Origin of the sequence: Roseovarius sp. A-2 (genome assembly GCF_002072155.1) — a bacterium.
Classification (GTDB): domain Bacteria; phylum Pseudomonadota; class Alphaproteobacteria; order Rhodobacterales; family Rhodobacteraceae; genus Roseovarius.
Map to the genome: position 1 here is coordinate 52,970 of NZ_BDIY01000017.1, position 14,944 is coordinate 67,913.

Here is a 14,944-nt window from a genome sequence, read left to right on the forward strand (position 1 = left end):
ATAAAAATATTGAATTTTATCATCGTATTCGCCATTTTCTTATCCCAATCGAACATTTTAGATAAAACCACATCGCCCTGACCCGACGCGCCTTTTGCTTGCCCAAATCGCTTTGCAAACCTACTCTGCAGCATCGCAAATCTGCAAAAACCGGGGCATTCATGGCAACACAGAAACTCTATGCCGGGGCCAAGCTGCGCGAGACGCGGCAGCGGCTCGGCCTCACGCAAAAGGATTTCGCGTCCAAACTGGGCGTGTCCCTTCCCTATCTCAACCAGATGGAGAACAACAACCGCCCGGTCTCCACCACCGTGGTTCTGGCCCTCGCGCAGGAATTCGGCTTTGACGTCACAGAACTCAGTACCGGCGATGCCGAACGGCTGGTCAGCGACATGCGCGAGGCGCTGGCCGATCCGGTCTTTGGCGATCCCCCTCCCCTAGCCGATCTGCGGCTCACCGCCTCGAATGCCCCGGCCCTAGCGCGCGCCTTTCTCGAACTACACAGCGCCTATCGCCAGACGCATGAACGGCTGGCTTCGCTTGACGAGGCATTGGGCCGCGAGGATGCACGCGGCCAAACCAGCGCCTGGGACGAGGTGCGCGACTTTTTCCACTATTGCGACAACTATATCGACGCGGTCGACCGTGCCGCCGAACGCTTTGCGGAAGGTGGCGCGCGCGCCGAGATCGATACATTGGCCCTGCGCCGCCTGAGAGAAATCGGCGTCACCGTGACCGAGGCGGATACCCCCACCCTGCGCCATTACGACCGGACCACCGGGCTGCTGACGCTTTCGACCCGCGCCGCCCCCGAGACCCGGCGCTTTCAGCTACTTCTGCAACTCGCACTTCTGACGCAGGATCAACTGCTGGAGGCGACGCTCGATTTCGCGCGCTTCCAGTCCGAGGGCGCGCGGTCCATCGCCAAGATCGGCCTCGCCAATTACTTCGCGGGGGCGGCGCTCATGCCCTACGGTCGGTTTCTGACGGCAGCACAAGAGGTGCGGCACGATCTGGAAATCCTCGCCATGCGGTTTGGCGCGTCGGTCGAACAGATCTGTCACCGGCTCTCGACGCTACAGCGCCCCGGGGCCAAGGGCATACCGTTCTTCTTTGTGCGGGTCGATCAGGCGGGTACGATCACCAAGCGCCATTCCGCCACGCGCCTGCAATTCGCGCGCTTCGGCGGGGCCTGCCCGCTCTGGAACGTGCATCGTGCGTTTGAAACCCCGGGCCGTTTCCTGCGGCAACTGGCCGAAACACCGGACGGGGTGCGCTATATCAGCCTCGCCTGCGATGTCAGCAAACCGGGCGGCAGTTTCGGCGCACCAGTGCGCCGCTTTGCCATCGCGCTCGGGTGCGAGGTCAAGCATGCGGGCGATCTGGTCTATGCCGACGATCTCGATGTGACCAATGCCCGCGCGTTTGAGCCTATCGGGATTTCCTGCCGCATCTGCGAGCGCACTGAATGTCACCAACGCTCGGTGCCGCCCTTGGAACGGCGGCTACAGGTCACACCGGACGAGCGCGGGGTGCTGCCCTACCGCGTCGGTTAACCGACGGCGGATTGCAGATCAAAGATCGGCAGCAGGATCGCCAGCACGATCACCAGCACAAGTCCGCCCACCACCATCATCAGGAGCGGGTCGATCAGCGCCGAGACGCGCTTGCGTTCATTGGTGAGCCATGTCTCGACCAGCACCGCTGCACGTTCCGTCATCCGGCCCAATCGCGCAGATTTTTCACCGGCATCAACAAGTTGACGGCAGACGGGGGGAATAAGGCTCATCCGCACCAGCCCCTGGCTCAGGCTCTCGCCAGAGCGCACGGCCTCGGCCAGATCAAGCGCCTCGTCGCGGAACCGGCGGATCACCAGCACGTCGCTCGCCGACGTGACGGCATCCACCACCGCCTGACGGCTGGAGATCACCAGCGCCAGCGTGCGCAGATACTGCGCCGCCGCCGACAGCCGCAAGAGCCGCCCGATCACCGGCAGGCGCAGCGCCATGCCATGCCAGCGGTCGCGCACCGAGGGGATGCGCAGCGCGGTAATCAGGCCGAAAACACTGCCCGCCACACCGATGCCAAGCGCGATCCAATGCGTCTGTATCCAATCGCTCACCCCCATGACGAATTGCGTGAGCGGCGGCAGGGGCCGCCCAGTCACCGCGAACATCGCGGCAATTTCGGGGGCGACATTGACCATCAGGATGCCGCAGACCAGAAGCGAGACGGCCGCCACGAAAGCAGGGTAAATCAACGCGGTGGCCAGTTGCGCGCGGTCCGTGCCGACGTTTTCGAGGTATTCCGCCAGCCCCTCGAAGACCGCCGCCACATCGCCCGAGGTCTCGCCCGCGCGCACCGCCGCGATGAAAAACCGTGGAAAGCCCGCATTCGCCATATCAAGCGAGGTCGACAGCGGCTGCCCGTCCATCAGCGCCGCCTTGGCCTCGGCCGCCGCGGCCTCGATCACCGGCGATGTGCCCGAGGAGCGAATTGTCTCCAGCGCCATCTCGGCAGACAGATCCGACGACAAGAGCACCGCCATCTGCCGGGTAAAGACTGCGCGCATATCGGCATTGAGCCTCGTACGCCGCGAACGCGTCAGCGTGATCCCCCCGCCCTGCCGCTTGGCGGTGATATCCTCGGCAAAAAGGCCCTCCCCCCGCAGGATATCGGCGGCCTGCGTTTCGCTCTCGGCCACAAGCGTACCGCGTTTCCTGGCCCCGTCGGCGGTAAAGGCGGTGTAGCTGAACGCCCTCACAGCGCGTCGCCCACCACGCGCAGCGCCTCGGCAAGGCTCGTCTTACCCGCCGCCACCTGATAGAGCGACTGGCCAAAGAGCGTCTGATCGGGGGCCACGGCGACGCGCTTCATCTCGGTCTCGGAGGACCCCGCATCAATCGCGGCGCGCAACTCCTCGGACACGTCGAGGATCTCGAACACGCCCACCCGACCCGCATAGCCAGTGCCGTTGCACAGATCACAGCCGCGCGCCTCGTAATGCTGCGCGGGCACATCGAGCCCGGCCATCTGGAAATGCCGTATTGCATCCGCATCGGGCGCCACCGGCGCGCGGCAGGACGTGCAAAGCTTGCGCAAGAGCCGCTGCGCGATCACCCCGCGCAGGGTCGAGGCGATGAGGAAATCGTCAAGCCCAAGGTCGCGCAGGCGCACCACCGCGCCCACCGACCCGTTGGCGTGCAGGGACGAGAACACCAGATGCCCGGTCAGCGACGCCTGTGCCGCCACGCTCGCCGTCTCGTGGTCGCGGATCTCGCCCACGAGGATAATATCGGGGTCTTGCCGCAAAGCTGCGCGCAAGCCGGCGGCAAAGGTCATTCCGATCTCGGCGTTTATCTGGCTCTGACTGATGCCGGGCAGGTCATACTCGATCGGGTCCTCGGTGGTCAGGATATTGCGGATCTCGTCATTGGCCAGCTGCAACAGCGAATAGAGCGTCGTCGTCTTGCCCGAGCCGGTCGGCCCGGTGGCAAGGATGATGCCGTTGGGCCGTTCCGCCATGCGTTGCAGCACCGCCTCCTGATCGGCACGCAGGCCAAGCTGTTCGAGCGGCATCAGACCCGCCGAGCGGTCGAGCACCCGCATCACCACCCGCTCACCGTAATTGCCCGGCAGGGTCGAGACGCGCACGTCGATGGCCCGACCACCGAGGCGCAGCGCTATATGGCCGTCCTGCGGCAAGCGGGTTTCGGAAATATCGAGCCCCGCCATGACCTTGAGCCGCGACACGACCCGGCGCACCGGCAGATCCTTGCGGTCGAGCACCGATTGCAGCATGCCATCAACGCGCATCCGGGCGCGCAGCCCGTTCTCATGCGGCTCCACATGCAGATCCGAGGCCGCGGCCCGTACCGCCCGGCGCAAAAGCTGGTTCACCAGTTGAATGACCGGGGCCTCTTCGCCATCCTCCAGCAGGTCGCGCGGACCGCGCCCGCCGCCCGATCCTTCTTCAAGGTCGAAGGTAAAGCCGTCGTCGTCGCTCTCGGTGCCGCTGCCATCCTGATAGAGTGCGGCCAGTTGCGCCTCGAACGCCTCGCTCTCGACCCGCTCCAGCGCAAGCGGACCGCCCGCGCGCCGCCGCGCCTCGCGCAGGCCGAGCGCGGTGGCATTCGGCCCTGCCAGCAACCTCCCGCCCTCGACCAGCACCTGCGCATCGCGGGCCATCGTGAAAGGCAATAGCGGCATGGCCATGTCAGCGATCCGAGAAACTCAACCGCGACGGCAGGGGCGGAAACCGCCGCTCGCGCGCCGCCTTGTCGATGAAATCCGCATCGAACGGCTGATCGAGATTGGCCCCGTCAAAGGGAAAGCTCGAATCCGGCACGCGCGGATAGGTGCCATCATCGGCGGGCGCGATATGTTCGCTCGCACGCTTGGCCTCCCGCGCAAGCCTGCGGCTCAGCGCGCGTGCCTCGTCATCGGTCGACAGGATGCGCGGGCGTAGCATGACCAGCAGAATCCGCTGCGTCTGCGACACCGAACGTCCCTTGAAGAGACGCCCCAGAAGCGGCAGTTCGCTCAGCCCCGGCACCCGCTGATTGACCGACCCAGAGCCGTTTTCGAGCAATCCACCCAGCATGATCACATTGCCATCACGCACCAGCACATTGGTCGACAATTCGCGCTTTGCGGTGATCTCGCTTCCGGCGGCAGAGGCAGAATTGGTCAGGTTCGACACTTCCTGCCGCAGTTCCAGCCGCACAGTCCTGTCGCGGGTGATCTGCGGCGTGACGGTCAGCGTCAGCCCCACATCCTGCCGCTGGATAGTCTGGAACGGCTGTTCGGGAATGGCGCTGTCGCCCACGGTCGAAAAGCTGCCGGTGACGAAGGGCACGTTCTGCGCGACAATGATCTCGGCCTCTCGGTTGTTCAGCGTCAGGATAGACGGTGTCGACAGCAGCTTGGTCGAGGTCTCGGAGGCAAGGGCCGCCAGAAAGCCGCCGATGCCGCTGCGGTCGAAGGCCGCGATGCTGCCGCCGGTGCCACCGCCCGTCGGCTCGCCCCCGCTGAGCACGGTGGTCACAAGGCTGGTCAGCGTCGGCCGCCCCTGAAGGGCAAACTCAACCCCCCCCACGGTGGCATCCTCGATAACACCGCCGAATTGCACCGACAGATCGGAAAAACTTTCGACCGAGAGCTCGAAAATCACCGCCTCAATCAGAACCTGATCGGGTCGAACATCGAGTCCCTGAACCGCCGCGACGATCGAGCGGATCCGGTCTGCGGGGGCGGTGATGATCAGGGCATTTTGCTGTTTCTCGGCCACAACGGTTATGCCGTTGCTGGTGCTGGCGGCCACCGCACCGTCAGCGCCGCCACCCGACGCCGCCTGCCCGCCAAAGCTCTGGCGAATCACGTCGGCGAGATCCTCGGCATCGGAATAGTTGAGGCGCACCACCTCGGTCGAGACGCTGCGCTGCGGCTTGTCCAACTCGGCCACGACATTGCGCACGCGATCACGGAATTCCGGTGTCCCCGATACGATAAGCGCATTGGAGCGCGGATCGGCTGACAGGCTCGAGCCTTGCGGCGTGATCGACAAGGCATTGATAACACCCAGCATTTCCGACGCCTTGCCACTGCGCAGCGGAATCGTCTCGATCGAATTGCGGCTCGGCGTATCGAGCCGGTCGACAAGCTGCACGATGCGCTGGAAATTCTCGCGCCGGTCGGACAGGATCATCAGGCCCGATTCTGGCACCACCGACATCACAGCCTCGCCGGGCAGAAGCGGACGGATAACCTCTGCAATCTCGTCCACCGGGCTATTGCGCACCACGATCACCCGGGTCTCGAAGGCACCACCGAGCTGCGCGCGATCCTCTCCGGGTGCCAGCTCGCGCGCCACGTCGATGGGCACGATCCGGTCGGTCGTGTCGCCCTCGATAATGGTCAGACGGTTGAGTTCGAGTACGTTCAGGAAAATCTCGTAGATCGCCGAGGGCGAGACCTCGTTCGGCGCGACCACTGTGACACTGCCTTGCACCCGGTCGTCGAGAATGAAATTACGACCGGTCGATTGCGCGACGATCTGCACGAAATCCCGCAGGCTTGCATCCCTCAGATCAAGCGAGACCTGCGCCTGCGCTGGCAGTGTACCGGCCATCCACAGCCCGAGTAGAAGCACAAATGCTCGACAGAATTTCATGTTACGATTCAATACTATCGTTGAGTGACATGGATTGCCCGTGGTGACGACGATACCGCCGTGCCAAATTTCTGCTCGCGACAATGTTAACCGATTTGAAGCCGCCGTGCTACGGTAAACCGCACGCGACGCAGGAATGCCTCATAGATGTAATTTTTGTCGAGCCCGCAGTTTTTTCATGGCCCGCCGTCACAGCGGCGTGATAGAAACGTGAAAAAAACGCGGGACAGGTTTCGAGAATGCACTTCACAGGCAAGCTATTGATCGCAGCGGTATTTTCGATCCCTCTCGCGGCCTGCGAGCCCGGTGTGGTCAGTGAGGGTGCGGAATTCCAGCGCAAATACAGTAACGCGCGCAAGGCGCTGGAAGCGGGAAATTACGACAGCGCGATCCGAAGCTATGGCGCACTCCTGCCCAATGCCGGCCCGCTCGAACCGCGTCTGCGGTTGGAATACGCGCATGCGCTCTTGCGCGACGGGCGGTATGACGAAGCGGCGCAGGTCGCGGCCACGCTTGCCTCGGACCTCACCGGCTCAGACCGCGCCGCAGCCCTCGCGGTGCGCGGCACGGCGCTGCATGAAAGCGCCCTCGCGGAGATGCGCATGGGAACGGCAGGCCGCGGCACCGTGGAAAAACTGCGCGCCGCCGATACCGCCCTGCAAAACATGCTCGCCCTCGACGCCGCGATGGATCCGCTCGGCGCAATGGCTAGCCGCCGCAGCGACATTCGTCGCGAAATCGCACAATTGGGAGGTTAAAAGCGCGCCATCAGCGCGCCTCATCATGGTTGAGCCGCAGGACCGAGACGTTGAGCGCACCAGCCACGCTGACCCATGTCAGATAGAGCAGGCAATAGCTGCTCCTCCAGAACCTTCTGCGCCTTTTGGCGGTTTGGTTCCGCCTCGGCCTGCCAATCCGCCGGATTTGCATGGCCCAGATGCGGCACCGGGCTCAATGCACAGAACGTGTCATCGCCCTCGGGCGCCACGGTCTGATCGGTATCGCCGCGAGGCTGGCCCGAGGGCGTCTGGTCTGACAGGCGGGGCTGGCCACTCAACCCGCCCGTCTGATTCTGCCCATGACCGAGCGCACGCCACCGCATCTTGCCGCAAGGCTGGCTCGACCGCGCAAGGCGGCTGATCGAGGGGGCGGGATCGCGGCGCGACGACCCGGGGCTGGCGTTCTATGCTAGGCTGATCTCGGATCTCTGCCATGTTGACGGCACCCTGCGGATGATGTCGAAATTGGATATTGACGGCCTGCTCCAGCGGCTGGAGAGCGTGACCGCCCCTGCCACCTGATTACCGGAGAAAATGATCTTGCCGTGCCGCCCGAGGTCTCCGACCGCACCGCACGGCGCCTGCCCAACTGTATGGTCACGCATCTAACCGGCCTGGGGCACCGTGCGCATGAGAAGGACCCGGAGAGGGTCTGCGATCCGGTGGAGCGGATATTGAGCGGTAACGCGCCCCGAAAGACTTGATTGGAGCGCGGAATTGGCCTGTTTCGAACATCCGATTGAAGCACCCTGCGCGAAACGCGGCCAAAGGCCGCCGCGCATCGCCGTGCCGCACCAAAAAAGGCCGCGCCCCTCCCGGAACGCGGCGCATTCTCCTCGCGTAAACCGCCTCAGCCCGCCGCCGTCACCGCCCGGCGAGTCACAACGCCCACCAGATGCGCGCGGTAGTCAGCCGAGCCATGCATGTCGCTGATCATGCCATCACCCGGCAGGCTCAGCCCCTCTATAGCACCAGCGGAGAAATCAGACGACAGCGCCGCCTCCGCCTCGGACCAGCGAAAGACTCCGTCCTCCGACGCGCCGGTCACGGCCACCCGCACTCCGTCCGCATATTTTGCGACGAACACACCGACCAGCGCGAACCGCGACGCAGGCTGCTCGAACTTTTGGTAATTCGCCTTTTCCGGCACCGGAAAGCGCACTTCGGTAATGATCTCTCCGTCCTCCAGCGATGTTGTGAACATGCCTTCAAAGAAGTCATCGGCGGCGATCTTGCGGTTCGTGGTCACGACCGTGGCCCCCGACGCCAGCAGCGCCGCCGGGTAACAGGCCGACGGGTCGTTATTGGCAAGGCTGCCGCCGATGGTGCCGCGATTGCGCACAGCCGGGTCACCGATATTGGCAGCGAGACTTGCCAGCGCGGGATAGGCCCCCGCCCCTGCCGCCACATCGGCATGGCACGTGCCCCCACCGATGCAGAGCGCGCCGTCATCGGCGGTGCAGATGCCCTTGATCTCGTCAACGCCAGACAAGCAAACCAGACGCTCCGGCGCGGCAAGCCTCGCCTTCAACGCCGGAATCAGCGTCTGACCACCACCAAGGGGCTGGCTGTCGGTCGCATCGCTCAGCAGTTTCACCGCATCGGTCAACCGCGTGGGCCTTTCGATATCGAATGCATACATGATCGCTCTCCTTACCCTTGCATCGCTTGCCAGACGCGCGACGGCGACAGCGGCATGTCGATATGGGTGACGTTCTTGCCCCCCGATTGCAGCGCGTCGATCACCGCGTTCACCACCGAGGGCGGGCTTCCGATGGCCCCCGCCTCGCCACAGCCCTTGACCCCGAGCGGGTTGTGCGTGCAGGGCGTCTGGCAGGAATGATCAACCTCGTAGAACGGCACATCATCGGCGCGCGGCATCGCATAATCCATGTAAGAGCCGCTCTGCAGCTGCCCGTTCTCGTCATAGACACACGCCTCGAGCAGCGCCTGACCGATGCCCTGACCGATTCCGCCATGCACCTGCCCCGAGACAATCATCGGGTTGATGATATTGCCGAAATCGTCAGCAGCGGCAAAGCGTTCGATGGTCACGCGGCCGGTTTCTGGATCGACCTCCACCTCGCAGGCATAGGCCCCTGACGGGTAGGTGAAATTCGACGGATCGTAGAACGCCGTCTCTTCCAGCCCCGGTTCGATATCCTCGAGCGGATAGTTGTGCGGCACATAGGCGGCCAGCGTGACATCGCCCCAGGCCACGGATTTATCCGTGCCCGCGACGCTGAACTGCCCGTCCTTGAGCTCGATATCGGCCTCGCTCGCCTCCATCAGATGGGCCGCGATCTTCTTGGCCTTGTTGATGATCTTCTCGGTCGCCCGCACCATGGCAGAGCCGCCCACGGCGATAGAGCGCGAGCCATAGGTCCCCATACCCATCGGTGTGTTGGCGGTGTCGCCATGCACGATCTCGACCTGATCGGCGTCGATGCCGATCATCTCGGCCACCACTTGGGCGAAAGACGTCTCATGTCCCTGCCCATGGCTGTGTGAGCCGGTCATCACCACCAGACCGCCGGTGGCATTCACCCGCACCGTCGCACTCTCATAGAGCCCTGCGCGCGCACCCAACTGCCCGACCAGATTCGACGGCGCGATGCCGCAGGCCTCGATATAGCAGTTGATTCCGAGACCGCGCAGGCGGCCCTTGGCCTCGCTCTCCTTGCGGCGTGCTGCAAAGCCCTTGAAATCCCCGATCTCTTCCAGCTTGTCCATCGTGGCATGATAATCACCGGTGTCATATTCCACCGCCACCGGCGTCGCATAGGGAAACTCGGTGATGAAGTTCTGCCGCCGCAGCGCGATCGGATCGACCCCCAACTCACGCGCCGCCTTGTCGATCACGCGCTCCAGCTGATAGGTCGCCTCGGGGCGTCCCGCACCGCGATAGGCATCGACCGGTACGGTATTGGTAAACACCGCCTTGACGTTCACGTATATCAGCGGCGTCTTGTAGTTCCCGGCCATCAGCGTGCCATGCAGCCAGGTCGGCACCGAAGGCGCAAAGGTGCTCAGGTACGCCCCCATATTCGCATAGGTATCTGTGCGCAGCGCGGTAAAATTGTTCTCGGCATCCAGTGCCAGTTCGATCTTCGTCACGTGGTCGCGGCCATGCGCATCGGTAATGAACGCCTCGGAGCGCGAGCAGGTCCACTTCACCGGGCGGTTGAGCGCCTTGGCGGCAAAGGTGCAAAATGCCTCTTCAGCATAATGAAAGATCTTCGATCCAAACCCGCCGCCCACATCCGGGGCCACCACGCGCAGCTTGTGCTCGGGGATACCCAGCACAAAGGCCCCCATCAGCAAGCGGATCACATGCGGGTTCTGGCTCGTGGTATAGAGCGTGTGATCCCCGGTCGAGCGATTGTAATCCCCCACGGCGACGCGTGGCTCCATCGGGTTGGCAACCAGCCGGTTGTTCACCAGTTCCAGCGTGGTGACATGCGCGGCGGACTTGAACGCCTCATCCACCGCCGCCTTGTTCTCCTCGACGAACCCCCAGTCATAGCAGAGGTTCGAAGTCAGATCGTCATGCACCTTCGGCGCGCCGTCCTCTAGCGCCGCCTTCATGTCCACCACCGCCGGCAATTCCTCGATATCAAGCTCGATTGCCTCGGCGGCATCGCGCGCCTGTTCGCGGGTCTCGGCCACCACGGCGGCAATCGGATCGCCGACATGACGTACCTTGCCCTGCGCCAGAACCGGGTGCCCCGGCTCCTGCATCACCTCGCCGTGCCGGTCGGTCACCTGCCAGCCGCAGGGCAGGCCGCCGATACCTTCGAAATCCTTGCCGGTGAATATCCGGATCACGCCCGGCATCCCCTCGGCGGCGCTGGTATCGACGGTGTTGAGCCGTCCATGCGCCACGTCCGAGCGCAGGAAATGCACATAGGCCTGCCCGCGTAGATTGATGTCATCGGTATAGTTCCCCGTGCCGGTCAGAAACCGCACGTCCTCGCGCCGCTTGGTGCTGGCGCCGATGCCTCCGTCCTTTGGCATGTCTTGACCTCCCTGAATGGTCCGGGGTCTCCCCCATCAAACCCGCAGCATTTTCATCTTGCCCGAAATATTCCGGGGGAGCGCCGCAGGCGCGGGGGCAGCGCCCCCTCTTGTCCGCTTATTCCGCCGCGATCTTGCTCACATCCTGACCGGATGCCGCGAGGATCGCCTTGACGATATTATGATAGCCCGTGCACCGGCACAGGTTCCCTTCGAGGTAGTCGCGCACCTCGGCCTCTGTTGGCGTGGGGTTGTCCTTGAGCAGCGCCGCCGCCGACATCACCATGCCGGGCGTGCAGAACCCGCATTGCAACCCGTGATGGTTCTGGAACGCGGCCTGAATGGGATGCAGCGTGCCGTCAGGCTCGGCCATCCCCTCGATGGTCTTCACCTCCATGCCCTCGGCTTCGGCGGCGAACATCGTGCAGGCCTTGACGGCGCGGCCACCCACATGCACCACGCAGGCCCCACACTGGCTGGTGTCACAGCCCACATGCGTGCCTGTCAGGCCCAGTTTCTCTCTCAGAAAATCGACAAGAAGCGTGCGGCCCTCAATCAGGCCCGACGCTGGCTTGCCGTTCACGGTCATCTTGACCTCTGGCATTGGCTCCTCCCGGTTCGATAATGTGTCGCTTCCAGTTAGACACTAGTCGCCTATGCCCGACTGTCCAATGCGACTAAAGCATGCCTCCCGCCGCTTGAGAACCCGGTTTCTTGCGCCTTAGCCGCGCGGGCCGCGTCGGGGCTGCGGGCGCGTCGGGATTTCCTTGAGCAGACCGCCGACCCCCATCGCCGCAATCTCGGCGGCACCACAAGGCAGTCCGCAGGCCACCCGTGCCAGCACCCAGTCGGCCCCGTGCAGCACCGGGCTGCGCGCCGAGCCGGGCAGGCCAATCACCGGTTTGTCTCCGAGTGCGCCCAGAAACAACAGGTTACCCGGATCGACAGGCATGCCGAACCGCTCCACCCGACCGCCCGCGAGGCGCAGCGCCTGCGGGGCGGTATCATGGGGGTCCGACGTGGCCGAGGCGGTGAGGATCAGCACGATCTCGCCCTTGGCCGCGCGTATGGCCTGCGCCAGTTCGTCCTCGTCGTGGGGGCGGGTCACCGTCTCGGCCATCTCCATGCCGAGGCCAGCGACCCGCGCCTCAATCGAATCTACGCCTTTGATCCCCGGCCCGCCGGGCACGTCCGTGACGATCAGGCTGACCGTGCCATAACGCGCCGTGGCCAGCCGCACCGCCCCGCGCGCGGCCTCTGCCGCCGCCGCCAGCGCCGCGCCCGGCACGCCGTAGGCGATGATCTTGACCGTCGCGATCATCCCGCCTGCGTGGATCTGATGGTGGTCGGGCACGGTGGCCAGGGTGACCATCGGATGCACCGCATTGGCGGCATGGATCGCACCCACATCGAGACAGACCACGCCGGGCGCCTTCGCCGTCAGGTTCACTCGCCCCGTGAAGGGTTGCCCCCGGGCAATGTCCGCAGCCCGGTCGTGCAGCGCGCGCGCCAGCGTTTCGGCGGCGGCGTCCTCGTGCAGATCCCCCGCCTCAAGCCGCGCGACGGTCACGCTGTCATAGCCCGCCTGTTCCAGCGCCGCGATCTCGCCCGCGTCCAGCACCGCGCCCTTGCGCAACCGCCCCGTCGCCACCTGCTCGGAATGCGCAAGGATCGCGCCCTCCGCCTCCGCCAGCGGCACCGGGCCAAACTTCATGCGCCTTTCCTCAGAACCCGGGTCATCTCGGCTAGGATGCTCACCGCGATCTCCGACGGCCCCGCCGCCCCGATATCAAGGCCGATGGGCCCGTGAATGCGCCCGATCTCGGCCTCGGAAAACCCGGCCCCGGTCAGACGTTCCACGCGCCTGGCATGCGTCCGGGTCGAGCCTAGCGCACCGATGTAGAACACGTCCGAGCGCAGCGCCTCGATCAGCGCAGGATCATCGAGCTTGGGATCATGGGTCAGCAGCACCAGCGCGGTGCGCAGATCGAGGCCCAAAGCCCTTAGCCCCTCATCGGGCCAGTCGTGCAGCACCGTCTCACCGGGAAACCGCGCCTCGCTACCAAAGCTCTCGCGCGGGTCGATCAGGATCGGGTCATAGCCCGCGATCCGGGCCATCGGCACGAGGGCTTGTGCGATATGGACCGCACCCACAATGATCAGGCGCAGCGGCGGGTTGTGGATGGCAATAAACGTCTCGCCATCCTCATCGAACCCCGAACGATCCATCCGAAAGCGGCTCTCATGCCCGTCGCGCTCCAGCCTGCGGCCCGCCGGACCGCTCACATAGGCCACCGGCACGCGCCCCTCGCGCGCCAATACCAGATCGGCCAGCAATTCCTCTGGCAGGACCGAGCCCACCGGCTCCACCAGCACCCGGATCGTGCCGCCACAGGCCAGCCCCACGGCAAAGGCATCGCCATCGCTGACGCCGTATTCCAGCTTCACCGAGCGGGCGTCTTCAATGGCGTCGAGCGCCTCGACCACCACCGCGCCCTCGACACAACCACCCGAGACCGACCCGGCGATCTCTCCCTCGCCGGAAATCGCCAGCTGACTGCCGACCCGGCGCGGCGCGCTGCCCCAGGTCTCGACCACCGTGGCCAAGGCCGCCCCCTTACCCGCGCGGTGCCACGCGAGCACGGTTTCGGGTATGTCGTCGAAACGGTCCATCCTCTCATCCCTCCTGCATAGCCGCCATCAGCCGCGCCTTTTCGCCATCGTCGTCGCGGCGCGAGATCGCCTGGGCCAGATCCTCCAGCGTGGCGATGGAATGGCCCGCGCGGAACGCATCCACATGCGGCAGCATCGCGCGGATGCCTTGGGCCTTGGGCGCAAACCCCTCCCACCTGAGCAGCGGGTTGAGCCAGATCAGTCGCCGCGACGACAGGTGCAGGCGCTCCATCTCGTGGCTCAGCGCCTCGGGGGCGTCACGGTCCAGCCCGTCGGTGATCAAGAGCACCACCGCCCCCTGCCCCATCACCCGGCGCGACCAGTCGCGGTTGAACGCGTGCAGCGACGCCCCGATGCGCGTGCCACCCTCCCAATCCTGCGCCTGTTTCCCGGCGGCGGCAAGGGCTGCATCGACATCCCGCGTCGCCAGTTGGCGGGTGATATTGGTCAGTTGCGTGCCAAAGGTGAAGGCATGCACGCGCGCCCAGCCCGCCCCCTTCTGATTGGCGACTGCATGGAGAAAGTGCAAGACCATGCGGCTATACTGGCTCATCGAGCCGGAAATATCGCACAAAACGACAAGATTGGGCCATCGCTCGCGCGGCTTCTTATGGTGAATGCGGCGCATTTCGCCGCCGTGGCGCAGCGCCCCGCGCAAACTACGGCGCATGTCGAGCCGCGCGCCCTGCGGGCTTGCCACCCCGCGGCGCGAGGCGAAGGGTTTGACCGGCAAGGTCAGCCGCGCCAGCATGCGCTTGGCCTGCGCCACCTCGGCATTGCTCATCTGCTCAAAATCCAGTTTGCGCAATCGCTCCTCGCCCGACATCGTCGCCGAGGCGTCGATATCGATCTGCACCTCGTCGCCCTCATGCTCCTCGATCTCGGGCGCGTCGCGCGCCACACCATCGAGCAGCGCCTCAGCCGCACGCTTTTCGGCGGCCTGCGCGCGGCGGTCTTCCTGCACGCCGCGGATGGCGGGCAGCATCATCGCCATCATATGCTCCATGTAGCGCGGATCACGCCAGTAGAGGCGAAACACCTGCGCAAAAACTGTCAGATGCTCAGGCCGCGTGACCAAACAGGCGCGCAATGTGTAAAAGAAATCCTCGCGGCTGCTGAACCCGGCGGCGGCCACCGCGCGCACCGCATCGATCACCCGACCGGGGCCGATAGGCAGACCGGCCGCCCGCAGCGCCCGCGCGAAATGGGCGATGTTATGAGTGAGCTTGGGGTCGTCGGGCAGTTCGAGCGGGGCGTAATCTGTCATGGCATGACGTGGGGGCGCTGCCCCCACACCCCCGGA

12 protein-coding genes and 1 pseudogene are annotated in these 14,944 nt (G+C 64.8%); 3 read left to right on the top strand and 10 right to left on the bottom strand.

What is annotated here, in order from left to right; all coding sequences use genetic code 11:
* Positions 1-161 precede the first annotated feature (161 nt).
* Positions 162-1,556, top strand: coding sequence for a short-chain fatty acyl-CoA regulator family protein (locus BHD06_RS16390; RefSeq protein WP_080458056.1), 1,395 nt, complete (start codon positions 162-164; stop codon positions 1,554-1,556).
* Here BHD06_RS16390 and BHD06_RS16395 read toward each other — a convergent pair.
* The 3 genes from BHD06_RS16395 to gspD are packed head-to-tail and all read right to left on the bottom strand — an operon-like array spanning position 1,553 to position 6,130.
* A complete protein-coding gene (locus BHD06_RS16395) occupies positions 1,553-2,764 on the bottom strand; it encodes a type II secretion system F family protein (RefSeq protein WP_080458057.1) in 1,212 nt (403 codons plus the stop codon). The genes BHD06_RS16390 and BHD06_RS16395 overlap by 4 nt on opposite strands.
* Complete coding sequence (locus BHD06_RS16400; RefSeq protein ID WP_080458058.1) at positions 2,761-4,215, bottom strand: GspE/PulE family protein; 1,455 nt, start codon at positions 4,213-4,215, stop codon at positions 2,761-2,763. Before BHD06_RS16400 ends, BHD06_RS16395 begins: the two co-directional genes overlap by 4 nt.
* Position 4,216: 1 nt before the next feature.
* Positions 4,217-6,130, bottom strand: coding sequence for a type II secretion system secretin GspD (gspD, locus tag BHD06_RS16405; protein WP_254892446.1), 1,914 nt, complete (start codon positions 6,128-6,130; stop codon positions 4,217-4,219).
* 281 nt (positions 6,131-6,411) lie between these two features.
* Between gspD and BHD06_RS16410 the strand changes: the two genes are divergently transcribed.
* Positions 6,412-6,930: a tetratricopeptide repeat protein gene (locus BHD06_RS16410; RefSeq protein ID WP_080458060.1), complete on the top strand. Its 519-nt coding sequence runs from the start codon at positions 6,412-6,414 to the stop codon at positions 6,928-6,930.
* A gap of 35 nt (positions 6,931-6,965) precedes the next feature.
* Here BHD06_RS16410 and BHD06_RS23100 read toward each other — a convergent pair.
* Positions 6,966-7,172 (bottom strand): annotated as a pseudogene (locus tag BHD06_RS23100) (hypothetical protein); the annotation flags it as partial.
* A gap of 103 nt (positions 7,173-7,275) precedes the next feature.
* Here BHD06_RS23100 and BHD06_RS23815 point away from each other — a divergent pair.
* Positions 7,276-7,473 carry a hypothetical protein gene (locus BHD06_RS23815; protein WP_080458062.1) on the top strand — a complete coding sequence of 66 codons (198 nt, stop codon included), beginning with the start codon at positions 7,276-7,278 and terminating at the stop codon, positions 7,471-7,473.
* 328 nt (positions 7,474-7,801) lie between these two features.
* Here BHD06_RS23815 and BHD06_RS16425 read toward each other — a convergent pair whose 3' ends face one another.
* From BHD06_RS16425 to BHD06_RS16450, 6 genes are all read right to left on the bottom strand, one after another.
* Positions 7,802-8,593: a xanthine dehydrogenase family protein subunit M gene (locus BHD06_RS16425; RefSeq protein ID WP_080458063.1), complete on the bottom strand. Its 792-nt coding sequence runs from the start codon at positions 8,591-8,593 to the stop codon at positions 7,802-7,804.
* Positions 8,594-8,604: 11 nt separating this feature from the next.
* Positions 8,605-10,968, bottom strand: coding sequence for a xanthine dehydrogenase family protein molybdopterin-binding subunit (locus BHD06_RS16430; protein WP_080458064.1), 2,364 nt, complete (start codon positions 10,966-10,968; stop codon positions 8,605-8,607).
* Between the two features lie 118 nt (positions 10,969-11,086).
* Complete coding sequence (locus tag BHD06_RS16435; protein WP_080458065.1) at positions 11,087-11,572, bottom strand: (2Fe-2S)-binding protein; 486 nt, start codon at positions 11,570-11,572, stop codon at positions 11,087-11,089.
* A gap of 117 nt (positions 11,573-11,689) precedes the next feature.
* Entirely contained in the window at positions 11,690-12,682 is a 993-nt protein-coding gene (locus BHD06_RS16440; protein ID WP_080458066.1) for a molybdopterin-binding protein, read from the bottom strand.
* Positions 12,679-13,641 (bottom strand): XdhC family protein, encoded by a 963-nt coding sequence (locus BHD06_RS16445; protein WP_080458067.1) that lies wholly within the window; start codon positions 13,639-13,641, stop codon positions 12,679-12,681. Before BHD06_RS16445 ends, BHD06_RS16440 begins: the two co-directional genes overlap by 4 nt.
* Positions 13,642-13,645: 4 nt before the next feature.
* Complete coding sequence (locus BHD06_RS16450; protein ID WP_080458068.1) at positions 13,646-14,908, bottom strand: VWA domain-containing protein; 1,263 nt, start codon at positions 14,906-14,908, stop codon at positions 13,646-13,648.
* Positions 14,909-14,944 lie beyond the last annotated feature (36 nt).

Bases quoted from the DNA above. Each gene is read 5' to 3' on its own strand.
- BHD06_RS16425 (WP_080458063.1), bottom strand. From the start codon at position 8,593: ATGTATGCATTCGATATCGAAAGGCCCACGCGGTTGACCGATGCGGTG.
- BHD06_RS16440 (WP_080458066.1), bottom strand. From the start codon at position 12,682: ATGAAGTTTGGCCCGGTGCCGCTGGCGGAGGCGGAGGGCGCGATCCTT.
- BHD06_RS16430 (WP_080458064.1), bottom strand. From the start codon at position 10,968: ATGCCAAAGGACGGAGGCATCGGCGCCAGCACCAAGCGGCGCGAGGAC.
- BHD06_RS16400 (WP_080458058.1), bottom strand. From the start codon at position 4,215: ATGGCCATGCCGCTATTGCCTTTCACGATGGCCCGCGATGCGCAGGTG.
- BHD06_RS16450 (WP_080458068.1), bottom strand. From the start codon at position 14,908: ATGACAGATTACGCCCCGCTCGAACTGCCCGACGACCCCAAGCTCACT.
- gspD (WP_254892446.1), bottom strand. From the start codon at position 6,130: ATGGCCGGTACACTGCCAGCGCAGGCGCAGGTCTCGCTTGATCTGAGG.
- BHD06_RS16390 (WP_080458056.1), top strand. From the start codon at position 162: ATGGCAACACAGAAACTCTATGCCGGGGCCAAGCTGCGCGAGACGCGG.
- BHD06_RS16410 (WP_080458060.1), top strand. From the start codon at position 6,412: ATGCACTTCACAGGCAAGCTATTGATCGCAGCGGTATTTTCGATCCCT.
- BHD06_RS16435 (WP_080458065.1), bottom strand. From the start codon at position 11,572: ATGCCAGAGGTCAAGATGACCGTGAACGGCAAGCCAGCGTCGGGCCTG.
- BHD06_RS16445 (WP_080458067.1), bottom strand. From the start codon at position 13,641: ATGGACCGTTTCGACGACATACCCGAAACCGTGCTCGCGTGGCACCGC.